The sequence below is a fragment of the Paraburkholderia azotifigens genome (genome assembly GCF_007995085.1).
GTDB classification, from domain to species: domain Bacteria; phylum Pseudomonadota; class Gammaproteobacteria; order Burkholderiales; family Burkholderiaceae; genus Paraburkholderia; species Paraburkholderia azotifigens.
On record NZ_VOQS01000001.1, the window covers coordinates 3,160,450 to 3,182,740 of the forward strand.

The 22,291-nt window shown below is 64.0% G+C and carries 21 protein-coding genes; 5 read left to right on the top strand and 16 right to left on the bottom strand.

Annotated elements, in window-relative coordinates; translation table 11 throughout:
* Positions 1 to 31 precede the first annotated feature (31 nt).
* The 7 genes from ruvA to FRZ40_RS14240 all read right to left on the bottom strand — a co-directional run bounded on the left by ruvA (position 32) and on the right by FRZ40_RS14240 (position 7,077).
* A complete protein-coding gene (gene ruvA, locus FRZ40_RS14210; protein ID WP_028371854.1) occupies positions 32 to 613 on the bottom strand; it encodes a Holliday junction branch migration protein RuvA in 582 nt (193 codons plus the stop codon).
* Positions 614 to 681: 68 nt separating this feature from the next.
* Positions 682 to 1,224 carry a crossover junction endodeoxyribonuclease RuvC gene (ruvC, locus tag FRZ40_RS14215; protein WP_147234438.1) on the bottom strand — a complete coding sequence of 181 codons (543 nt, stop codon included), beginning with the start codon at positions 1,222 to 1,224 and terminating at the stop codon, positions 682 to 684.
* Between the two features lie 118 nt (positions 1,225 to 1,342).
* Positions 1,343 to 2,908: a bifunctional phosphoribosylaminoimidazolecarboxamide formyltransferase/IMP cyclohydrolase gene (purH, locus tag FRZ40_RS14220; protein ID WP_147234439.1), complete on the bottom strand. Its 1,566-nt coding sequence runs from the start codon at positions 2,906 to 2,908 to the stop codon at positions 1,343 to 1,345.
* A 44-nt stretch (positions 2,909 to 2,952) separates the two neighbouring features.
* Positions 2,953 to 3,186, bottom strand: a complete 234-nt coding sequence (locus tag FRZ40_RS14225) for a Fis family transcriptional regulator (RefSeq protein ID WP_007587477.1) — start codon at positions 3,184 to 3,186, stop codon at positions 2,953 to 2,955.
* The gene (dusB, locus tag FRZ40_RS14230; RefSeq protein ID WP_147234440.1) at positions 3,183 to 4,247 is read right to left on the bottom strand and encodes a tRNA dihydrouridine synthase DusB; all 1,065 of its coding nucleotides are present in this window, start codon (positions 4,245 to 4,247) and stop codon (positions 3,183 to 3,185) included. Before dusB ends, FRZ40_RS14225 begins: the two co-directional genes overlap by 4 nt.
* Positions 4,248 to 4,453: 206 nt before the next feature.
* A complete protein-coding gene (locus FRZ40_RS14235; RefSeq protein ID WP_147234441.1) occupies positions 4,454 to 5,662 on the bottom strand; it encodes a UbiH/UbiF/VisC/COQ6 family ubiquinone biosynthesis hydroxylase in 1,209 nt (402 codons plus the stop codon).
* Positions 5,663 to 5,685: 23 nt separating this feature from the next.
* On the bottom strand, positions 5,686 to 7,077 hold the full coding sequence (locus FRZ40_RS14240; RefSeq protein WP_147234442.1) for an aminopeptidase P N-terminal domain-containing protein: 1,392 nt from the start codon (positions 7,075 to 7,077) through the stop codon (positions 5,686 to 5,688).
* 319 nt (positions 7,078 to 7,396) lie between these two features.
* On the opposite strand from FRZ40_RS14240, the gene FRZ40_RS14245 reads away from it, so the two are divergent.
* Entirely contained in the window at positions 7,397 to 8,005 is a 609-nt protein-coding gene (locus tag FRZ40_RS14245) for a glutathione S-transferase C-terminal domain-containing protein (RefSeq protein ID WP_028371860.1), read from the top strand.
* Between the two features lie 196 nt (positions 8,006 to 8,201).
* Entirely contained in the window at positions 8,202 to 8,957 is a 756-nt protein-coding gene (gene loiP, locus FRZ40_RS14250; RefSeq protein ID WP_147234443.1) for a metalloprotease LoiP, read from the top strand.
* A gap of 81 nt (positions 8,958 to 9,038) precedes the next feature.
* Here the strand turns inward: loiP and FRZ40_RS14255 are convergent, their stop codons facing one another.
* From FRZ40_RS14255 to FRZ40_RS14265, 3 genes are all read right to left on the bottom strand, one after another.
* Positions 9,039 to 10,652 carry an FMN-binding glutamate synthase family protein gene (locus FRZ40_RS14255; protein ID WP_147234444.1) on the bottom strand — a complete coding sequence of 538 codons (1,614 nt, stop codon included), beginning with the start codon at positions 10,650 to 10,652 and terminating at the stop codon, positions 9,039 to 9,041.
* 204 nt (positions 10,653 to 10,856) lie between these two features.
* Entirely contained in the window at positions 10,857 to 12,008 is a 1,152-nt protein-coding gene (gene mnmA, locus FRZ40_RS14260) for a tRNA 2-thiouridine(34) synthase MnmA (RefSeq protein ID WP_028371863.1), read from the bottom strand.
* Between the two features lie 49 nt (positions 12,009 to 12,057).
* Positions 12,058 to 12,555, bottom strand: a complete 498-nt coding sequence (locus FRZ40_RS14265; protein WP_147234445.1) for an NUDIX hydrolase — start codon at positions 12,553 to 12,555, stop codon at positions 12,058 to 12,060.
* Positions 12,556 to 12,844: 289 nt separating this feature from the next.
* On the opposite strand from FRZ40_RS14265, the gene FRZ40_RS14270 reads away from it, so the two are divergent.
* From FRZ40_RS14270 to FRZ40_RS14280, 3 genes are read left to right on the top strand one after another with little or no spacing between them, the layout of a single operon-like run.
* Positions 12,845 to 13,987: a Re/Si-specific NAD(P)(+) transhydrogenase subunit alpha gene (locus tag FRZ40_RS14270; protein ID WP_147234446.1), complete on the top strand. Its 1,143-nt coding sequence runs from the start codon at positions 12,845 to 12,847 to the stop codon at positions 13,985 to 13,987.
* 18 nt (positions 13,988 to 14,005) lie between these two features.
* Positions 14,006 to 14,329: an NAD(P) transhydrogenase subunit alpha part 2 gene (locus FRZ40_RS14275; protein ID WP_012401918.1), complete on the top strand. Its 324-nt coding sequence runs from the start codon at positions 14,006 to 14,008 to the stop codon at positions 14,327 to 14,329.
* On the top strand, positions 14,330 to 15,781 hold the full coding sequence (locus FRZ40_RS14280) for an NAD(P)(+) transhydrogenase (Re/Si-specific) subunit beta (protein ID WP_147234447.1): 1,452 nt from the start codon (positions 14,330 to 14,332) through the stop codon (positions 15,779 to 15,781).
* Positions 15,782 to 16,542: 761 nt separating this feature from the next.
* Here the strand turns inward: FRZ40_RS14280 and FRZ40_RS14290 are convergent.
* The 6 genes from FRZ40_RS14290 to FRZ40_RS14315 all read right to left on the bottom strand — a co-directional run bounded on the left by FRZ40_RS14290 (position 16,543) and on the right by FRZ40_RS14315 (position 22,285).
* Complete coding sequence (locus FRZ40_RS14290) at positions 16,543 to 17,229, bottom strand: helix-turn-helix transcriptional regulator (protein ID WP_035545268.1); 687 nt, start codon at positions 17,227 to 17,229, stop codon at positions 16,543 to 16,545.
* A gap of 83 nt (positions 17,230 to 17,312) precedes the next feature.
* Positions 17,313 to 17,696, bottom strand: a complete 384-nt coding sequence (locus FRZ40_RS14295) for a VOC family protein (RefSeq protein WP_147234448.1) — start codon at positions 17,694 to 17,696, stop codon at positions 17,313 to 17,315.
* A gap of 168 nt (positions 17,697 to 17,864) precedes the next feature.
* Complete coding sequence (locus FRZ40_RS14300) at positions 17,865 to 19,148, bottom strand: THUMP domain-containing class I SAM-dependent RNA methyltransferase (RefSeq protein ID WP_147234449.1); 1,284 nt, start codon at positions 19,146 to 19,148, stop codon at positions 17,865 to 17,867.
* Between the two features lie 128 nt (positions 19,149 to 19,276).
* The gene (locus FRZ40_RS14305; RefSeq protein ID WP_147234450.1) at positions 19,277 to 19,990 is read right to left on the bottom strand and encodes a PqiC family protein; all 714 of its coding nucleotides are present in this window, start codon (positions 19,988 to 19,990) and stop codon (positions 19,277 to 19,279) included.
* The gene (locus tag FRZ40_RS14310; RefSeq protein ID WP_147234451.1) at positions 19,987 to 21,621 is read right to left on the bottom strand and encodes a PqiB family protein; all 1,635 of its coding nucleotides are present in this window, start codon (positions 21,619 to 21,621) and stop codon (positions 19,987 to 19,989) included. Before FRZ40_RS14310 ends, FRZ40_RS14305 begins: the two co-directional genes overlap by 4 nt.
* Positions 21,614 to 22,285, bottom strand: a complete 672-nt coding sequence (locus FRZ40_RS14315) for a paraquat-inducible protein A (protein WP_147234452.1) — start codon at positions 22,283 to 22,285, stop codon at positions 21,614 to 21,616. The genes FRZ40_RS14310 and FRZ40_RS14315 overlap by 8 nt, the downstream gene beginning before the upstream one ends.
* Positions 22,286 to 22,291: the final 6 nt, after the last annotated feature.

Here is a 22,291-nt window from a genome sequence, read left to right on the forward strand (position 1 = left end):
GCTTCATGTACGCCGTTTGTCGGGCACGAAATCAGGCCTTCGACAGCGCCTTCAATGCGAGCTTGATGCCCTCGGAAACGCCTGTGCCCGCCGGCACGTTCTTGATGGCAGCCAGCGCTTCCTTTTCGGAGTAACCCAATGCCAGCAACGCATTCAGAATGTCGGAAGCATGATCGGACTGCGACGCGGCGCCCGCCATCGCGCCGAGGTCGGCGCCGAGCTTGCCCTTCAGTTCGAGCAGGAGCCGCTCCGCCGTCTTCTTGCCGATGCCCGGCACCCGCGTGAGACGCGCGGCGTCCTGCATCGTCACCGTTTGCGACAGCTCCTGCACGCTCATGCCTGACAGGACGGCCAGCGCCATGCGCGCGCCGATACCCGTGATCTTTAACAACTCGCGAAACGTCGAACGCTCTTGTGGCGTGAGAAAGCCATACAGCAGATGCGCGTCTTCGCGCACGATCATCTGCGTGAGCAGCACGACCTTCTCGCCTGTTCCGGGCAGGTTGTAGAACGTGCTCATCGGCACATCGACTTCGTAGCCGACGCCGTTGCAGTCGATCAGAAGGTGAGGCGGATTCTTTTCCAGCAGGACGCCGGCGATGCGACCGATCATGGCGGGTTCAATCGAGAGGGAAAGCGCGAGTGTAGCGCAGGGCAGAGGGCTTCCGCGAGCCGTGAAGACTAGCCGACCAGCCGCCCGCGGCGCACACGCAAGCCCTTCTTCGCGAGCGCCGGCGCGATGCCGCCCAGCGTGCTCAGCGTGCCGCCGCCATGCGCATGGCAGATCGCCATGCCGAGCGCGTCGGCCGCATCCGTCGACGGAATACCGGACAGGCACAGGAGCCGCACGACCATCTGCTGCATCTGCTCCTTGGTCGCACGTCCGTAGCCGACTACGGCCTGCTTCAGTTGCAGCGCGGTGTACTCGGCAACGGGCACGCCGCCCGCCACCATGCCGCAAATCGCTGCTCCACGCGCCTGGCCGAGCAGCAGCGTCGACTGCGGGTTGACGTTGACGAACACCTTTTCGATCGCCGCCTGGTCGGGCGCATGCTGGCGGATCAGCGTCGATATGCCTTCGAAAATGGTGCCGAGGCGCGTGGGCAAATCGGCGTCGGCTGTCTTGATGACGCCGCTCGTCACGTAAGTCAGCTGGTGGCCGGACTGATCGATCACGCCGAAACCGGTCACACGCAAGCCTGGGTCGATGCCGAGAATTCTCATAAGTGCCGTGCGTATTCAGTGCCTGCGATACTACAACGGCACAACGTCAAACGCGAAATGCAAAACGGCCCGGCAGTTGCGAACTGCCGGGCCGTTTCAGAAGAAGCAGGTCAGCCGATCAGTGGCGGAAGTGGCGGACGCCCGTCACGACCATCGCTATGTTGTGCTCGTCGGCGGCGGCGATCACTTCGTCGTCGCGCATCGAGCCACCCGGCTGGATCACGCACGTTGCACCCGCGTTCACGACCACGTCGAGGCCGTCGCGGAACGGAAAGAACGCATCCGACGCCACAGCCGTGCCCGACAGCGTCAGGCCCGCATTCTGCGCCTTGATGCTCGCGATGCGCGCCGAGTCCACGCGGCTCATCTGGCCCGCGCCGACACCCATGGTCATGCCGTTTGCGCAGAACACGATCGCGTTCGACTTCACGAACTTCGCAACGCGCCATGCGAACAGCAGATCGTCCATTTCCTTCGGGGTGGGGTGACGCTTCGTGACGACGCGCAGTTCGTGCGGCTGAACGTTCTTCGCATCGAGCGATTGCACCAGCAGACCACCGCCCACGCGCTTCAGATCGAACGCGTTATGGCCTTCGCCCAGCGCGATTTCGAGCAGACGCACGTTCTGCTTGGCTGCGAAAACCTGCTTCGCCGTGTCGCTGAACGACGGCGCGATCAACACTTCGACGAACTGCTTCGCGACAGCCTGGGCGGTCGTGTCGTCGACCTCGCGGTTGAACGCGATGATGCCGCCAAACGCCGAAGTCGGATCCGTCTGGAAAGCCTTCGAATACGCTTCGTGCGGGTTCGCGCCGACAGCCACGCCGCACGGGTTCGCGTGCTTGATGATCACGCAGGCCGGTGCGTCGAACGTCTTCACGCATTCCCACGCGGCGTCCGAGTCTGCGATGTTGTTGTACGACAGTTCCTTGCCCTGCAGCTGGCGATAGTTCGCCAGCGCGCCGGCGGGCACCGCGATGTCGCGATAGAACGCGGCGCCCTGGTGCGGGTTCTCGCCGTAGCGGAGATCCTGCACCTTCTCGAACGCCATGTTCAGCGTGGCGGGGTACGTGTTGCGGTCGCGGTGCTGCAGTTCTTCCGTGAGGCTCGTCAGATAGTTCGTGATCGCGCCGTCGTACTGCGCGGTGTGCGCGAACACCTTGGTCGCGAGGCGGAAGTTCGTCTTGTAGCCAACCGCGTTGCCGTTCGCGCGCATTTCATCGAGCACGGTCGCGTAGTCGGCGGGATCGACGACGACGGTCACGTCGCGATGATTCTTCGCCGCCGAACGCAGCATGGTCGGGCCGCCGATGTCGATGTTCTCGATCGCGTCTTCGAGCGAGCACTCTTCCTTCGAGATCGTCTGCACGAACGGATACAGGTTCACGACGAGCAGGTCGATGGTCGGGATGTCGTGCTTTTCGAGCGCGGCCATATGCTCGGGCAGATCGCGGCGGGCGAGGATGCCGCCGTGCACCTTCGGGTGCAGCGTCTTCACGCGCCCATCCAGCATTTCCGGAAAGCCCGTGTAGTCGGCCACTTCAGTAACGGAAAGACCGGCGTCCGCGAGCAGTTTCGCGGTGCCGCCCGTCGACAGGATCTTGACGCCGAGGTCCGACAGCGATTTCGCGAAATCGACGATGCCGGACTTGTCGGAAACGGAGATGAGCGCTTGCTTGATCATGATGAGAACAAATAGCCGATGAAAGGCGTGGCAGGGCGCCGAAACTACAGCAGGCCGTGCTGTTGCAGTTTCTTGCGCAGCGTATTGCGGTTGATGCCGAGATACTCGGCTGCCAGCGACTGGTTGCCGCCGGCCTGCTCGAGCACCACCTCGAGCAGCGGTTTTTCGACGCACGAAATCACCATGTCGTAGACGTCGTGCGGATTGGAGCCGTCGAGATCCTGGAAGTACATCCCCAGGCTATCGCGGACACATTGTTCGATATTGTGCTTGCTCATGCTGCTAGTCGGTCGGTTTGATCCTGCTCACCGTTGTTGTTGACTTCGTTGTCGACGTACACGAGGCGGTCCGAAATCGCCTTTTGCGCGTCGAAGAATTCATTGACGGCGAGCAGTTGTTCGCGCGTCGTGTCCAGCGTATTCATGCGATGGCGGAACACGTTGGCGCCGGAAAGGCCGCGAGTGTACCAGCCGATGTGCTTGCGCGCAGTGCGAACGCCCGTAAATTCGCCGTAGAACGCGTAGTGGTCCTCCAGATGCTCGTTCATTACCTGCTGGATCTCGTCGATACGGGGCGCTTCCATCAGTTCGCCCGTCTGCAGGAAATGCTCGATCTCGCGGAAGAGCCACGGCCGTCCCTGCGCCGCGCGGCCGATCATGATCGCGTCCGCCCCTGTCGCGGCCAGCACGTGACGGGCCTTCTGCGGCGACGTGATGTCGCCGTTCGCGACCACGGGAATCTTCACCGCGGCCTTCACGGCGGCAATCGTTTCGTACTCCGCTTCGCCGTGGTACAGATCGGCGCGCGTGCGGCCGTGCACGGTCAGCATTGAAATGCCGGCGTCTTCGGCGAGCCTCGCAACGTTCAGCGCATTCTTGTTTTCGCGGTTCCAGCCGGTACGGATTTTCAACGTGACGGGCACGGCGTCCGGACCGGTGCCGACGGCGCTCACCACGGCCTCGACGATGCGCTGCACGAGCGGCTCGTTCTGCAGCAACGCGGAACCGGCCGCAACGTTGCAGACCTTCTTGGCTGGGCAGCCCATGTTGATGTCGATGATCTGCGCGCCGTTCGCGACGTTGTAGCGCGCGGCCTCGGCCATCATCTGCGGATCGGCGCCCGCGATCTGCACCGCGATCGGCTCGACCTCGCCCGTGTGATTGGCGCGGCGCATCGTCTTTTCGCTTTTCCACAACTGCGCGTTCGACGCGACCATCTCCGACACCGCATAGCCCGCGCCCATGCGCTTGCAGAGCTGGCGGAACGGCCGGTCGGTCACGCCTGCCATCGGGGCGACGAACAGGTTGTTGCGCAGAGTGTGGGAGCCGAGAGTGGGCATGGGCGGACATCGGCGGCGAGCGTGGGGTGCGCCGAAAACATGGAATTCGCGCACCGCTCGTACCGCAAAATACGAGGGAAAACCGTTATTTTAGCGTTAACGGGCTAGCCCCAGACAGAACTGCCTCTGCGCTAACTCATTAAATCTTCTATGAAAGTGCCCGCACTCATAGAACGGCGGCCGCTTCGACGCGATGTCGCCATGCGTCAGCGGCGTTGACCGAACATCATTTGCCGGGCCAGCGCCGCCTTCAGCGGCGGCACGAATTCGAGCGCGGTGAGCGCGAGGCCGCGCAGCGTTGCGAGCGGCGGGAAGTCGATTGTGAACAGGCGCGCAAGCGTATCGGTGGCGCCGATCGTCATGCGCCGGTCGAGCGCGCGGCGTTGCGCGAAGGCAATTAGCGCGGTGCGGGTCGCGCCGTAATGCGAGAGCGCGTCGGCGAGCGCGTGGGCATCGCGCAAGCCGAGGTTCAGGCCTTGGCCCGCGACGGGATGCAGCGTCTGCGCCGCATTGCCGATCGCCACGACGTTGCCTTTGACGAGCGTATCGACGGTATTCAGGCCGAGCGGGAACGCGGCGCGTCCCTTGATCTGCACGAAGCGGCCCATCCGGTCGCCGAACTCCGCGCCCAGTTCACGCAGAAAGTCTTCGTCTGACAATTGCGCGCGGCGCGCTGCTTCTTCCGGCGCGCAGCACCAGACGAGCGCGTAGTCGGCGCCGCGCACGCCGCCCGTCGGCAGAAGGGCGATCGGACCTTGTGGCGTGAAGCGCTCCCACGCGACATGCGGTTGAGGCGACGAAAGCGTTACCGTGCCGACGAGCGCTGTTTGTCCGTAGTCGCGCGTCTCGCCCGAACCTGCCTGCTGCTCGCCGAACAGGCCGCCTTCCGCGTTCACCAGGATGCGCGTGCGCAGCGTGCGCGTGACGTGCGCGCTTTCAATCGGCAGCAGCACGCCGTCGTCTTCGAGTTGCTGCGGCGCCTGCGCCTTCGTCGATTTGAACCAGTGCACAGGCGTCGTACGCACGGACTCCGCGAGCGCGTGAACGATCGAACCGTAACGCAGCACATAGCCGAGCGCGGGCAGGCCGTGCTCAGCGTGATCGATCAGCGTGCGCCCGAAATGGCCGCGCTGCGACACGTGGATGCGCCGGATCGCTGTCGCGTCGGACGGCCAGCTGAGCGGCTCGAGAATCATCCGGCTGCCATGCGACACGGCGATCGCGCGCGGATCGGCGATCGAATCTTCGGGCTCGCGCGCGTCGATCAGCGCGACGTTCAGCTTCTGCGTCGCGCTGCGCCGCGCGAGCCAGCCGGCCAGGGCGAGACCGACGGGCCCCGCGCCGACGATCGTCACGTCGTAGTCGTAGGGCTGGTTGTTCGAAGGCACGCTCGCCGCTTGCTGAACTTCGCTCATCTTCTTGTCTGTTCCTTGCGCGTTCAGGCCGCGCCCGTCTTTTGCGCGTCGTGCATCAACGCTTCGATTTCGTCCGCATCGACGGGCACGTCGCGTGTGATCAGCTCGCAGCCCGTCGCCGTGACGATCGCGTCGTCCTCGATGCGAATGCCGATGTTCCAGTACTTTTCGGGCACGTCATCCGCTGCGCGAATGTAGAGGCCCGGCTCGATGGTCAGCGTCATGCCCGGCTTCAGCGTGCGCCACGGCAGCGCGCCGTTTTCGTCGGCGGGCACGCCGCGCTCGCGATAGTCGCCAGCGTCGTGCACGTCCATTCCGAGCCAGTGCCCTGTGCGATGCATGTAGAACCGCGCGTAGGCGCGTTCGTCGATCACTTCGTCGACGCTCGCGAACAGATCGCGATTCAGGATGCCCGTGTCGAGCAGCCCTTGCGCGAGCACACGCACGGCGGCCTGATGCGGCGCGTCGAAGTTCGCGCCCGCTTTCGTCGCGTCGATGGCGGCTTGCTGCGCGGCCGTCACGATATCGTAGATTTCGCGCTGCGCAGGCGTGAAGCGGCCGTTCGCCGGGAAGGTGCGCGTGATATCGGACGCGTAGCCGTCCAGCTCGCACGCGGCATCGATCAGGATCAGGTCGCCATCCTGCGCGGCGGCATTGCCCGCCGGGTAGTGCAGCACACAGGCGTTCGCGCCCGCGGCCACGATCGAACCATACGCGGGCGCCTGCGCGCCGTGCTTGCGGAACGTGTACAGCAGTTCGGCTTCGAGTTCGTATTCACGCACGCCCGGACGGCACGCGGCCATCGCTCGACGATGCGCCTGCGCGGAGATCGCGGCGGCGCGGCGCATGATCGACAGCTCGTGCTCGTCTTTCACGAGCCGCATGTCGTCGAGCAAGGGCATCAGGTCATGAACGGCCGACGGCGCGAGCACGCCGCTTCGGCCCTGCATGCGCACGGCGTCGAGCCATTGGCGCACCTTGCCGTCGAACTGTTCCGACGCCCCGAGCGCATAGTGCAGCGCCCGCTTGTCGGCGATGATGCGCGGCAGTTGCGTGTCGATGTCGTCGAACGCAAAAGCGGCATCGAAACCGAATGCTTCGCGCGCACCGTCGGGACCGAAGCGAAAGCCTTCCCTCGTTTCACGCTCGGCGTTCTTCGCGCGGCAGAACAGAATCGACGCAGGCTCGTTCGGTTTTGCGCCTGCATCGAGCACGAGCGTCGCTTCGGGTTCGGTGAAACCGGTGAGATAGTAGAAATAGCTGTCGTGGCGGTACGGATAGTCGGCGTCGCGGTTGCGCAGCGTTTCGGGCGCGGTCGGAACGATTGCGACGCCGCCGCCCGCCGCGCGCAGCGTCTCGAGCACGCGCGCGCGGCGCTGACGGTGGATGTCGATAGCCGGAGTCAGATCGGTCATGAGTTCGGTCGGCGGTTTATCGTGCGAAGTGGACGGCGGCGCGGCAGGCAACGGCATTTGCCGCGAGGCTGGGTGCGATTCAATGGTGCGATTGTATCGCCCAACGGAAATTGGTTCCGGCTCGCCCGTTGGCCAGACGCGTTGCGTGAAGGCTGGCCATCAGGCCAGGTAGACCGTCGCGCCGGCAACCGGCATTGTTTCAATCTGTCGACAGCCTCGCGTGTTCCGACGGCGAAGCGCGCGGACGCTGCACGGAAAAGCCTCCAACGCCCGCCAACGCACGTATACTTTCGGCCAATTTCAATAGAGGCAGGATGGAATGAAACTCATCGGTTCGCTGTCGAGCCCGTTTGTCCGCAAGGCGCGGATCGTGCTCGCCGAAAAGAAAATCGACTACAGGTTCGAGCTGGAAAACGTCTGGGCCGACGACACGGCCATCCACGACTTCAATCCGATCGGCAAGGTGCCGTGTCTCGTGATGGAAGACGGCGCCGCCGTGTTCGATTCGCGCGTGATCTGCGAATACGTCGACACGCTGTCGCCCGTGTGCAAGCTCGTGCCGCAGTCGGGCCGCGAGCGTGTCGAAGTGCGCTGCTGGGAAGCGCTCGCCGACGGCATCATGGACGCCGCCGTGCTGATCCGTCTCGAAGGCGTGCTGCGCGAGGAAGTACACCGCAGCGCATCGTGGGTCGCGCGTCAGCAGCACAAGATCGACGACGGTCTGACCGCGATGGCGCAAGGGCTCGGTGCGAAGACCTGGTGCGCGGGCAACCACTACACGCTCGCCGACGTGGCCGTCGGGTGCGCGCTGAGCTATCTGGACTTCCGCATGCCGCAGCTGAACTGGCGCGAGCGTCATCCGAATCTCGACAAGCACTATCAGAAGCTGTCGCAACGACCGTCGTTCGTCGACACCGTATTGACCTGACGGACGTCTGGCGATTCACCGCGCATCGAAACGCCGCGCAAGTGTCGCCTGAGTCCGACGGAGTGTTAAGAAAGCTTACGTTTTCCTCTAGGTTTCCTTTCTGCATGTTAAAAAAGCGCCTGCCCGTCAGGCGCTTTTTTATTGCGCGCCTGTTCGGAAGCAACCATCGATAACATCCGTCAAGGGGACGTTCGACATGAAAACGATCCGCGTTGCTCTCGCTGCCGCCGCTTGCGGCGTGCTTGCCGCCTGTTCAGGGATGAGCCTCGATCCCAATTCTCTCGTGCAATCCGGCTCGCAGGCCGTGCAGGCTGCGTCGCTCACCGATTCCGATGTGCGCACGCTGTCCGACAAGTCCTGCGCGCAGCTCGACTCCGAAAACCAGATCGCGCCCGCCGGCAGCCCGTACACGAAGCGCCTGAACAAGATCGCGTCGCAACTCGGCGACAACATCAACGGCGTGCCCGTCAACTACAAGGTCTACATCACGAAAGACGTCAACGCGTGGGCAATGGCGAACGGCTGCGTGCGCGTCTATAGCGGTCTGATGGACATGATGACGGACGACGAAGTGCGCGGCGTCGTCGGTCACGAAATGGGCCACGTCGCGCTCGGCCACACGAAGAAGGCGATGCAGGTCGCGTATGCGGCGTCGGCGGTGCGCTCGGTGGCGTCGTCGGCGGGCGGGATTGCGGGTGCGCTCTCGGCATCGCAGCTCGGCGACTTCTCCGAGAAGCTGATCAACGCGCAGTTCTCGCAAACGCAGGAATCGGCGGCCGACGACTATTCGTTCGATATCCAGAAGAAGAAAGGCCAGGACCCGTCCGGTCTTGTCACCGCGTTCCAGAAACTCGCGAAGCTCGACGGCGGCAAGTCGAGCATGCTGAGTTCGCATCCGGCGTCGGCGGCGCGCGCGCAGCATATCCAGCAGCGAATCGCGTCGAACAAGTAACGCGGCTTCCGCCAAAACAAAACGCGCGTTGGATGTCAGGTCCAACGCGCGTTCTTTATTGCGCTTCTGAACGAAGGTTCGTCATGCAACGGCTGGTTCTTCGAGATTCGGCGCAAACGAATCGCTGCGCGCCACCGGCCACCATTTTTCATAGAGCTTGTAGCGGTAGCGGCCGGTGAGCAGATCGCCGGGTTCGAGGTATTTCAGCAGATCGGACATCAGCTGCACTTCATACGACGACACGCGCCGCACGATGTGATGCGCGCGCAGATCGGCGGGATGGCGCAGGCCCGCGGCCTGGACGATTTCCTGCAGCGCGTGCAGCGTGTTGTGGTGGAAGTTGAACACGCGGTCCGATTTGTCGGTGACGATCAGCGCGCGCTGACGCACGGAATCCTGCGTCGCGACGCCCGTCGGGCAGCGGCCCGTGTGGCACGTCTGCGCCTGAATGCAGCCGACGGCGAACATGAAGCCGCGCGCCGCGTTCACCCAGTCAGCGCCGATCGCGAGCGTCTTCGCGATATCGAATGCGGTGATCATCTTGCCGCTCGCGCCGATGCGGATCTTGTCGCGCAGCCCGACGCCGACCAGCGTGTTATGTACGAGCAGCAGTCCTTCCTGCAACGGCACGCCGATGTGATCGGTGAATTCGAGCGGCGCTGCGCCCGTGCCGCCTTCCGCGCCGTCGACGACGATGAAGTCGGGCAGAATGCCCGTCTCCAGCATCGCCTTGGCGATACCGAAGAATTCCCACGGATGGCCGATGCACAGTTTGAAGCCCGTCGGCTTGCCGCCCGACAGATTGCGCAGACATTCGATGAATTCGAGCAACTCGCGCGGCGTCGAGAATTCCGAGTGCGTCGCGGGCGAAATGCAGTCGCGGCCCATCGGCACGCCGCGCGTTTCGGCGATTTCCGGCGTGATCTTCGCGGCGGGCAGCACGCCGCCGTGTCCCGGCTTCGCGCCTTGCGACAGCTTCACTTCGATTATCTTCACCTGGGGTTCGCTGGCCTGTTTCGCGAACTTGTCGGCGTTGAACGTGCCGTCGTCGTTGCGGCAGCCGAAGTAGCCCGACGCAATTTCCCAGATGATGTCGCCGCCGTGCTCGCGGTGATACTTCGACATCGAGCCCTCGCCCGTGTCGTGCGCGAAGTTGCCTTTCTTCGCGCCCAGGTTCAGTGCGCGGATCGCGTTGGCCGACAGCGAGCCGAAGCTCATTGCCGAGATGTTGAAGATCGACATCGAATACGGCCTGGCGCGGTTCGCGCCGACGACGATGCGGAAGTCGTGGCCGTCGACCTTTGTCGGCACGAGCGAATGGCTGATGAATTCGTGGCCCGTCGCTTTCACGTCGATTTCCGTGCCGTACGGACGGCTGTCGACTTCGTTCTTTGCGCGCTGATAGACGATGCTGCGCTGCGCGCGCGAGAACGGCTTTTCTTCCGTGTCGTCTTCGAGCAAGTACTGGCGAATCTCAGGCCGGATGAACTCGAACAGGAAGCGCAGATGACCCCAGAGCGGATAGTTGCGCAGGATCGCGTGGCGCTCCTGCGTCAGATCGTAGGCGCCCAGCGCGACCAGCAGGACGGGCACGATGATCCACGGCCATGCGATGAGACCGGTTGCCGCGAGCGCGGCGCAGGCCGCGAGCAGCAGGATGGCACCCCACACCGCCAGATAACGTCGAGAAAACATGACAACTCCATTCCAGTGAATTCACGGGTTGTCCGCACGGCGGCGCTTTACATCGACATGACGGGTGCGCTCTGCGGCGCGGGGTCGTGTGGAACGGCGGCGGGGACAACCGTCGCCGCGAACGATACATCGAACCGGAAAGAATTGCAGCGTCGCTCGCACGGCGGACCGTGGAGCGATGCTTGAGATATGTTCAGTACGACCTTACCGCGCCGTCAGCAGAGCCGCCTTCTGCGGCCGCCGCGCGACCGGCTGCGCAGTCGCCGCGTGCTCGATGATCCCGCCGCCGAGGCAAACGTCGCCATCGTAGAGCACGGCCGATTGCCCCGGTGTGACAGCCCACTGGGCGTCGGCGAAATGAAGGGAGAAGAGGGCGTTCGGGTCTGCGCCGTCGGCGGCGCCAAACGTGCAGGCGGCGTCAGCCTGCCGGTAGCGCGTCTTGGCCGCGCAAGCGTGGCCTGCCTCGGGCGCGTGGCCGGCGACCCAGCTCGTGTTGCCCGCCGTCAGCGTATGGCTCAGCAGCCACGGATGATCGTGACCTTGCGCGACATACAGCGTGTTCGACTCGACGTCCTTGCCCGCGACGAACCACGGCTCGCCGCTGCCGTCCTTGCTGCCGCCGAGGCCGATGCCCTTGCGCTGTCCGAACGTATAGAAGGCGAGGCCGATGTGCTCGCCGACCGTCTTGCCTTCCGTGGTCTTCATCGGGCCGGGTTTGGTCGGCAGATAGCGGTTCAGGAAGTCGCGGAACGGCCGCTCGCCGATGAAGCAGATGCCCGTCGAGTCCTTCTTCTTCGCGTTCGGCAGACCGATCTGTTCGGCGATCTCGCGCACCTTCGTCTTCGGGATTTCGCCGAGCGGGAACAGCGTCTTCGACAGCTGCGCCTGATTCAACCGATGCAGGAAGTACGATTGATCTTTCGTGTGATCGAGCGCCTTGAGCAGCTCGAAGCGGCCGTCGATCTCTCGCACGCGCGCATAGTGGCCCGTCGCGATGGTTTCCGCGCCGAGCGACATCGCGTGATCGAGGAAGGCCTTGAACTTGATCTCGGCGTTGCACAGCACATCGGGGTTCGGCGTGCGGCCCGCCGAGTATTCGCGCAGGAATTCAGCGAACACGCGGTCCTTGTATTCGGCCGCGAAGTTGACGGCTTCGACGTCGATGCCGATCAGGTCCGCGACGGAGACGACATCGATCCAGTCCTGACGCGTCGAACAGTATTCGCTGTCGTCGTCGTCTTCCCAGTTCTTCATGAACAGGCCGACGACGTCGTAACCCTGTTCTTTCAGCAGCCACGCCGTGACGGACGAATCGACGCCGCCCGACATGCCCACCACCACTCGTTTTTTGCTCATCTGAATCTGCCTGACTGCTTGCTCTGTGCTTCGTGCGGAAGCACGCGTTCTATCGGGAGGGCCCGACCGAATGCGTGTGCACGAAGTCGAGCGGGAAACGCCGGCCTGCGAGGTAGTCGTCGACACATTGCATCACGAGCGGCGTGCGATGCCGCTCGGGGCAGGCGCGCAGCTCGTCGGCGCTCATCCAGACGGTACGGACGATGTCGGGATCGAGCGCGCGGTCGGCGGCGGGATCGCTGTCCGTCGTGCCGCAATACGTGAAGCGCAGATACGTGACGCCGTCCTGCGGGCCGTCGACGGTCGTGGGCCGGCTGAAATGCGTCATGTACACGCCGACCAGCGCATCGGGCGCGAACGACTGCGCCGTTTCTTCGAGCGTCTCGCGGACGACGGCTTGCGCCAGTGTTTCGCCCGCTTCCAGATGCCCGGCGGGCTGGTTCAGCCGCAGCCCGGCCGCCGTATGTTCTTCGACCAGCAGGAAGCGCCCGTCGCGTTCGACGACAGCCGCTACCGTGACATGCGGAGCCCAGGTTTCCGGTTTCATGGGACGGCATTTTACCGTTTATGGCCCGTGCTTGCCCGCGCCCCGAACGGGAGGACGGCGCCGGCTTAGCACAGATCGATGAAAAAGGCACGGAAAGACATAAGGATCGTGTTCCTGAATACCGGGATCGTTACCAATTTCGATCCGCCCCCGGACTTCGGTTAAAGTGGATCTCGTGGCTGAGCCCCAGCCGTGCGTAGCCGTTGCACTTGCCTTTTTTGCATTGCCGGCGTTGCCCCTCGTCGGCGATTCCAGATTTTCATAACAGGATGGTCGAGGAGGATTTACGATGCACATCGGAGTGCCAGCCGAGACGCGGCCGTACGAAACACGCGTCGCCGCGACGCCCGAGACGGTCAAGAAGTACGTGTCGCAGGGCCACAGGGTTAGCGTACAGCGCGGCGCAGGAACGGCCGCAAGTTATCTGGACGACGCGTACGCAGCCGCGGGCGCAGAGCTCGTCGATGCGCCCGCAGCTTTCGGCGCAGAGCTCGTTCTCAAGGTTCAAAGCCCAACCGATTCAGAACTGCCGCTTCTTAAACGCGGTGCAGTGCTGGTCGGCATGCTCGAGCCGTTTAATACTGAAAACGCATCGAAGCTAGCAACTGCGGGCATTACTGCGTTCGCGCTCGAAGCCGCGCCGCGCACGACGCGTGCTCAAAGCCTCGACGTACTGTCGTCTCAAGCCAACATCGCGGGCTACAAAGCCGTGCTGCTCGCAGCCGATCTGTACCCGCGCTTCATGCCGATGCTGATGACGGCAGCGGGCACCGTGAAAGCCGCGCGCGTGCTGATTCTTGGCGCGGGCGTCGCGGGCTTGCAGGCGATTGCGACCGCGAAGCGCCTGGGCGCCGTGATCGAAGCGTCCGACGTTCGGCCTGCTGTGAAAGAGCAGATCGAATCGCTTGGCGCGAAGTTTCTCGACGTGCCTTACGAAACCGATGAGGAACGCGAAGCGGCGCAAGGCGTCGGCGGCTACGCGCGGCCGATGCCGCCTTCATGGCTCACGCGCCAGTCGGCGCTCGTCCATGAGCGCGCGAAGCAGGCCGACGTCGTCATCTCGACGGCGCTGATTCCGGGCCGTCCCGCGCCGACGCTGCTTTCCGTCGAAACCGTGCAGGCGATGAAGCCGGGCTCCGTGCTAATCGACCTCGCGGCGGGACGCGGCCCCGAGTACGAAGGCCAGCGCGGCGGCAACTGTCCGCTGACGGAAGCGGACAAGGTCGTCGTCAAGCATGGCGTGACCATCGCGGGGTATACGAATCTCGCGTCGATGGTGGCGTCGGATGCTTCGGCGTTGTATGCGCGCAATCTGCTCGACTTCATGAAGCTGATCGTCACGAAGGAAGGCACGCTCAATATCGATCTCGCGGACGACATCGTCGCGGCCACGCTGCTGGCCCGCGACGGTGAAGTCGCGCGCAAGGCATAAAGAAATAGGAGACGGGTGATGGAAGTCATCAACCATACCGTGATCAATCTGATCATTTTCGTGCTGGCGATCTACGTCGGCTACCACGTTGTCTGGAATGTGACGCCGGCGCTGCACACGCCGCTGATGGCGGTGACGAACGCGATTTCGGCGATCGTGATCGTCGGCGCGATGCTCGCGGCGGGTCTCACCGTCGGCGGCACGGGCAAGTTCTTCGGCACGGTTGCCGTCGCGCTCGCGGCGGTGAACGTGTTCGGCGGATTCCTCGTGACGAGGCGAATGCTGGAGATGTTCAAGAAGAAGGAACCGAAGAAGATTGCCGGTCCCAAGGAGGGTGCGTAAATGAGCCTGAACGTCGTTACGCTTCTCTACCTGATCGCCTCCGTCTGTTTCATTCAGGCGCTCAAAGGGCTGTCGAATCCGAAGACGGCACGAACGGGCAATGTGTTCGGCATGGCCGGCATGGCGATCGCCATTCTGACGACCGTCGCGCTGATCGCGAAGCAGGCCGCTGTGCTGGGTTCGAATCTTTCGCTCGGGTTGTCGCTGGTGTTTATCGCGCTCGTTGTCGGCGGCGGGATCGGCGCGTTCGTCGCCGCGCGCGTCGAAATGACGAAGATGCCGGAACTGGTCGCCGCAATGCACTCGCTGATCGGTATGGCGGCTGTGTGTATCGCGTATGCCGTCGTGTCGGAACCGGCTGCGTTCGGTCTCGGTGCGGAGGAGGGCATTCCGGGCTTCCTGCCGTACGGCAACCGGATCGAACTGTTCATCGGCACGTTCGTCGGCGCGATTACGTTTAGCGGTTCGGTGATCGCGTTCGGCAAGCTGTCGGGCAAGTACAAGTTCCGGCTGTTTCAGGGCGCGCCTGTCGTGTACGCGGGCCAGCATCTGATCAACCTGCTGCTCGCGCTTGCGATGATCGGCTTCGGCGTGATCTTCTTCCTCACGCAATCGTGGCTGCCGTTCATCATCATGACGCTGATCGCGTTTGCGCTGGGTGTGCTGATCATCATCCCGATCGGCGGCGCGGACATGCCCGTGGTCGTGTCGATGCTGAACTCGTACTCGGGCTGGGCGGCGGCGGGCATTGGCTTCTCGCTGAACAACGCGATGCTGATCATTGCCGGTTCGCTGGTCGGTTCGTCGGGTGCGATTCTGTCGTACATCATGTGCAAGGCGATGAACCGCTCGTTCTTCAACGTGATTCTGGGCGGCTTCGGCGGCGAAGCGGGCGTGGCGGCTGCGGCCGGTTCGGGCGAGCAGAAGCCGGTGAAGTCGGGTTCGGCCGAGGATGCCTCGTTCATGCTCGGCAATGCCGAGACGGTCGTGATCGTGCCGGGTTATGGTCTGGCCGTCGCGCGCGCACAGCACGCGCTGAAGGAACTGACCGACAAGCTGGTCGAGAAGGGCATCGACGTGAAGTACGCGATTCACCCTGTCGCGGGCCGGATGCCGGGCCACATGAACGTGCTGCTCGCCGAAGCCGAAGTGCCGTATGAGATCGTTCATGAAATGGAAGATATCAACGGTGAGTTCGGCCAGGTCGATGTGGTGCTTGTGCTTGGTGCGAATGACGTTGTGAATCCTGCGGCCAAGACTGATCCGAAGTCGCCGATTGCTGGTATGCCGATTATTGAGGCCTATAAGGCCCGGACTGTGATCGTCAACAAGCGGTCGATGGCAGCTGGGTATGCCGGACTCGATAATGACCTGTTCTATATGGACAAGACCATGATGGTGTTTGGCGATGCCAAGAAGGTCATCGAGGATATGGTCAAGTCTGTTGATTAAGGTTTTTTCGCGTACCCGCGGGGTGGTGGTTTTGTTTGCCCTCCGCGGGTTTTCTTTTGCTTTCGCTGGCGTCCGCGTTTTGTTATCGGTTTGCTAGCGTTGCCCCTGGGCGGGGCGGCACCTACTTTTCTTTGCAGCGGCAAAGAAAAGTAGGCAAAAGAAAGCCGCTCACACCGCCAATTCTTATGTTTGCCTGCGGGCCCCCCACGGGTCCCGCACTCCAGACGGCAACTCACTTTCCATGCTTGTTGCCAGCGCCTTTGACAGGCGCATCACCCACTCCAGTCACCCGTAGCGTAGCCCGCGGCAGCGAACCGTCTGCGCCGCCCAGGTGGCAAACTGTGTGTTGCTTGTCGCACCTTACGCGTTGGCGCTCCTACGACACCGATCCCGCTTTTCAGTCCGGAGTGGTGCATTTCCGTCGCGACGGTCTACACACAGTTTGCCACCAGGGCTGCGGTGGACTTTCTGGTAACGAGGTCCGTAATGCGGGAGTGTGAAGTGGGTGAGGCGTGAGTTAGCAAGCTGGCAACGGGCGTAAGGTAGTGCGATGCCGCGTGGAGTGCGGGACCCGTTGGGGGCCGCAGGCAACGACTAGCATTCGCGGTGTTAGCCCGCTTTCTTTGCTTACTTTCTTTGCGGCGGCAAAGAAAGTAAGTGCCGCCCCGCACAGGGGCAACGCAAGCAAACCGACAACAAAACGCGGATGCCAGCAACCAAAACCAGCGACCCAAACCAGCAACCCAAACCACCGCGTGGACTCACCGCGCCCTAACCCCTATGCTCCGCATAAAATCAGCAAGCCGTCTCCCTTCAACATCAGGAAACGCCTCAAGCACTTCAAGCGCGCCGATATTAGAAAGCGCGAAATGCCGGAAATCACTCCGCAACTCGCACCACGCGCCAAGCGTAAACCTGGCGCCCCAATAAGCCAGAGCCAGCGGCCAAACCCGCCGCGTGGTCGCGGCGCCATGCTTGTCGAGATACTCAAACCCGACCACACGACGCGCATCGATCGCCCGATGCAACGTATCGACGATCAAAGACACGTCGTGATCGACATGAAACGAAGGCGCAAAAAACGCGAGACGATCGATGGTCGCGCGCTTGTCGGCGGGCATCGCCGACGCAATTTTCGCCAGCGCGCCGCGCGCGCCCGCCGCCATGCTTTCGCCGCCCCACGATTCGAGCATCCGTGCACCGGCAGCGAGCGCCATCAACTCGTCGGCGGTAAAAGTGAGGGGCGGAAGACTCGCGCTGCGGCTCAGCCGGTAGCCGATGCCCGGCTCGCCCTCGATCGGCACGCCCGACAACTGCAAGTCCTGCACATCGCGATAAACCGTGCGCAACGACACATGCAGCCAGTCGGCAAGCTGCTGGGCCGTCGTCAGCCTCCGCCCGCGCAGCAGTTCGGCGATCTGGAACAGGCGGTCGGCGCGACGCGTCATCGTAGGAGTCTCCCGGAAATAGACGGGCAATCTCCCGCGATGATAGCGCCGCACGATGCTCTCCCGGCGCGTCCCGCGTCAGTTCATCCGTTGGTCTTCGAATGCAGGCCGATACGGTTGCCTTCTGTGTCGGTGAAAAAGCCGATCCAGCCGATATCGTTTGGCAACTGCACGGCCGGTCCTTCGACCTTGCCGCCCGCGCGCTTGACGCGTTCGAGCGTCGCATCGACAGTCGGACGCGCATTCAAATAAACGAGCGTGCCCGTCGCCGAGGGCTCCAGCATCGAACTCTTCACGATCGAGCCGCCCGTCGACGGCTCGTCGTAGCCGAAGATCGCCATCGGCACGCCGAAGTCTTCGCGGCGCAGTTGCGTGTCGAGTGCGGCTTCGTAGAAGCGGACGGCGCGGTCGAAATCGACGGACGGGATTTCGAACCAGGCGATTGCGCGGTTGAGTTCTGCTGACATGACATTCTCCTGTGGTGGCGTGTGCCTCGTGTTGCGCCGGATGGCGTAGGAGAAGTGTGCCGGGGGGCTACTGACAACGTTCTGTCAGTAGCCTCGAGACGACGGAAGGCGCGCGGGCAATAAAAAAGCGGGCATCGCGCCCGCTTCTTCCGGAAGGACGAAAACCGCTTACTGCTTCGGTTCGTCCGCCGCCGGTCTTTGCCGCACGCTGCCCGCGATCAGATCGAAGCGGAACAATCGGCATTCGAGCGCGCCGTTATACAGCGGCGTCTTGGCCGACTCGCGCAGACGCAATTGCCCCGGCAGCTTGCGATCCGACGTCAGCACGAACGCGTGCCAGCCAGTAAAGCGCTGCTTGAGCGCATCGCCGAACGACTGGAAGAACTCGGTCATGTCCGGCGTATCGGCCGTTTCCGCGCGACGGAAACCGCCTTCTTCACGCCCCGTGTTGCGAATCTCGCCACGCGGACCGCGTCCACGCACTTCGATCCGCTCGCCATACGGCGGATTCGCGACGAGGATGCCCGCTTCGGCGACGGGCGGTGTCATGTTGCGCGCGTCGATCTGCTTCAAGGGCAGCGCCGGGAAACCGGCGCGCTCGAAGTTCGAGCGCGCCTTCTCGAGCATGTTGTCGGAGATGTCGCTGCCGAAGATCTGCAGATCGCCGCGGCCCGCGCGCGCCGCGCGTTTCGCGTCCTGCGCGGCGACCTTCAGCGACTGCCATGCCGACACGTCGTACTGCTTGAACCGCTCGAAACCGAAGCGCCGGTCGACGCCCGGCGCAATGCTCAGCGCGACCTGCGCGGCTTCCGCGAGGAACGTGCCGCTGCCGCACATCGGGTCGTACAGCGGCGTGCCCGGCGTCCAGCCCGTCAGCCGCAGGATGCCCGCCGCGAGATTCTCGCGCAGCGGCGCCGCGCCTTTGTCGAGACGCCAGCCGCGCTTGAAGAGCGGCTCGCCGGAGGTGTCGAGATACAGCGTGCAGTCGGTGGCCGTCAGGAATGCGAACACGCGCACATCGGGCGCGCCCGTGTCGATGCTCGGGCGCGCGCCCGTCTTGTCGCGCAGACGGTCGCAGATCGCGTCCTTCACGCGCAGCGTCGCAAATTCGAGGCTGCGCAGCGGCGACTTGATCGCCGTAACGTCGACGCGCAGCGTCTCGTTCGCCGAGAACCATTGCTCCCAGCGCTGTTCGAGCGCGAGCGCAAAAATGTCCTGCTCGTTGCGATACGGACGATGCGCGATCTTCAGCAGCACGCGGCTCGCGATCCGCGAATGCAGGTTGGCGGCCATGCCGGCTGCCCAGCCACCCTTGAAGTGCACGCCGCCGGGCACCTGCGCGCCGGCGGTGAACGGCGCGCCGTTCAGATGACGCGCGGCGATCTCGGCGAGTTCGGCGGCGAGCGCGGCTTCGAGGCCGCGCGGGCAGGGGATGAAAAATTCGAAGGACATGGAGATTGCCGCAAAGGCGTTGATTAAGGCGACATTGTACGCGGTCGCCTCGTCTTGCCTCGCCGCGCGGCGGGGTTGTCTTCTTGTCACGCGCGATCGGTTGCATTCGCCGGCCGCGCGCGTGCGGATCAGCCCTTGTTTGCCGCGCTCGATGCCGACGCCGCGCCGGGTGCCGCCGCCGGTCCCGTCGCCGAGGCCGGACAGGTCACAGCCGCGCCGCGCGCCGGCGCCGCCGCCAGATTGCGCACGGCAACCGCGACTTCCGTCGAAATCTGCTGCACGGCGCGCCGGTGTCCGACGGCAATCGCGTCATAACCGCCCGAGACGGGCTCGGTGACCACGCTGCGGCACGTCAGCACGGCTTGCGTCCGCACCGCGCGCACGCTCCACACGGCGTCGATCAGCGTGCGCGAGCCGGGCCACGACTCAAAGCGCTGCACGTTCACGCTGACGCGATAGACGGGCACGCGATCCGGATACGGCGAGCCGTATACGTCGATGGTGCCCAGCTGCTGCGTGAGCGAACTGGACAGCGCGCGGCGGATCTCGTCGCCCGGCAGCGACGCCCAGCGCTCCTGTTCGAGCACCTGAACCTGGGTCGGCCCCGTCTGCACGACGAGCTGGTTCTTCGCCACTTGCGGCGGCACGTCGACGGGCGGCACTTCGATCAGGAACGCCGGGTTGCTCGCCGTGCGCGCGGCATCGGCCGGCTGGTCGCCGGCCGAGAGCGTGTAGAAGTGGCTCGGCGGCGACGAGCACGCGGCCAGCGCGGCAAGCAGTGCGGCCGAAACGGCAGCCGACAGCGCGGCGCGCATCGTTCGAGGGACGCGTGCAAACGTCATGGCTTGTCTCCAGATTTGCCGCGCAGCAGCGATTCGGGGTGGCGTTCGAGATAGTCCGACAGCACGTTCAGCGATTGCAGCGTGCGCGTCAGTTCCTGCAGTGCCTGATGCACGTCGGATTGCAGCGGCGAGTCCTGCTGCAGCGTGGCTTCCGCCGAGCCGAAGGTCTGCTTCGCCGCCGCCAGCGTGTCGCGCGCCTGCGGCAGGACTTCCTTGTCGAGCTGCGAGAACAGGTGGTCGGCGTTCTTCAGCGCGGTGTTCAGGTTGTTGCCGATCTGGTCGAACGGCACCTGATCGAGCTTCTTCGCGATATCGGCGATCTGCAGCTGCAGTTCGTCGAGCGAGTTCGGAATGGTCGGCAGCTCGATCGGGTCGCGCGAGATGTCGACGGTCGCCTTCGGCGCTTTCGGGAACAGATCGATCGCGACGTACAGCTGGCCCGTCAGCAGATTGCCCGTGCGCAACTGGCCGCGCAAGCCGTGATTGACGAGCGCGAGCAGCATCCGGTGACTTTCGTCGGTGCCCGACTCCGGCACCGGCTGACCGCGCGAGCGGCGGCGCAGACGGTCGGGGTAGAGATCCATCGTGACGGGCATGTTGAAGTTCTTCGTCTGCGGATCGAACTCGACGCCGATGTTGGTCACCTGGCCCAGCACGATGCCGCGGAAGTCGACGGGCGCACCGACGGACAGTCCGCGCAGCGACTGGTTGAAATTCATCACGACGCGCACGGGTTCGCCGTCGGGTTCGCGCATCGCATCGGCTTCGTCCGAACCGAGGCGGAACGTCATGTTGTTCGGCGCCTGCACGCCGACGGCTTGCCCCGGCGGCGACTGGAACGCCAGCCCGCCGACGATCACCGTCGCGAGCGACTGCGTGTTCAGCTTGAAGCCGCTCGAATCGAGCCGCACGTCGACGCCGCTTGCGTGCCACCAGCGCGAATTCGTGCCGACGTACTGATCGAACGGCGCGCTGATGAATACCTGCAGCGTGACGCCCGTGCCGTCCTTGTCGAGCGAGAAGCCCGTCACCTGGCCGACCTGCACGCGCCGGTAGAACACGGGCGAGCCGATGTCGATCGAGCCGAGCGATTCGCCGCGCAGCGTGAATTGCCGGCCTTTCTGGTCGACGGTGACGGCGGGCGGCGATTCGAGGCCGACGAACTGCGTTTGCGTTTCCGTCGAGCGGCCGCCGTCCACGCCGATGTACGCACCCGACAGCAGCGTGCCGAGCCCCGATACACCGCTTGCGCCGATACGCGGACGCACGACCCAGAAGCGGCTGTCCTTCACCGCGAAATCTTCGGCTTCCTTCGTCAGTTGCACTTCGACGTTCACGCGCGAGTGGTTCTTCGCGAGCTTGATCGCCTTCACGAAGCCGATGTCGACGTCCTTGTACTTGACCTTCGTCTTGCCCGGCTCCAGGCCTTCCGCACTGATGAAGCTGATGTTGATGGTCGGCCCTTTCTCGAGCACCGACTTCACGACGAGGCCGACGCCGATCAGCGCCGCGATCAGCGGAATCACCCAGACGAGCGAAGGCAGCCAGCCCCGTTTCGTGACGATCTCGGGTTCCGGCGGCTCGTTGTTCGGCGCGCCGGAAGGCGGCGTCGGCTCTTTGGGGCTATTCATGTTTCGGATCCTGAGGTTTGGCGGCTTGCCCGGCGGCGCCGCCATGGTCTTGGTCCACGTCGTCCCAGATCAGGCGTGGATCGAATTGCATCGAGGCGATCATTGTGAGGATCACGACGGAGCCGAACGCGAGCGCGCCCGGTCCTGCCGTGATGACGGCCAGCGACTTGAAGCGCACCAGCGCCACCGTCAGCGTGATGACGAAGATGTCGAGCATCGACCAGCGTCCGATGCGCTCGACGATCCGGTACAGCTTCGTGCGCTCGAGCGGCCGCCACCTCGAGTGACGCTGCGCGGTGCAGGTCAGCAGCGCAAGCACAGAGAGCTTGAGCATCGGCACGAGAATACTGGCGACGAACACGATCATCGCGAGCGGCCAGTCGCCCGACGTCCAGAAGTAGACGACGCCGCTCATGATCGTGTCGTCCTCCGCGCCGAGCAGCGACGACGTGTGCATCACGGGCAGCAGGTTCGCGGGAATGTAAAGCACGGCGGCCGCGATCAGCAGCGCCCACGTGCGCATCAGGCTGTCGGGGTTGCGCCGGTGCATGATCGCGCCGCAGCGCGTGCAGCGTTGCGGGTCCTTCGCGCGCACGCGCGGCTGCACGCGAGAACAGGCGTGACAGGCGATCAGACCGGCGCGCGAGGCCGTCATGTATTTCATCGGCCT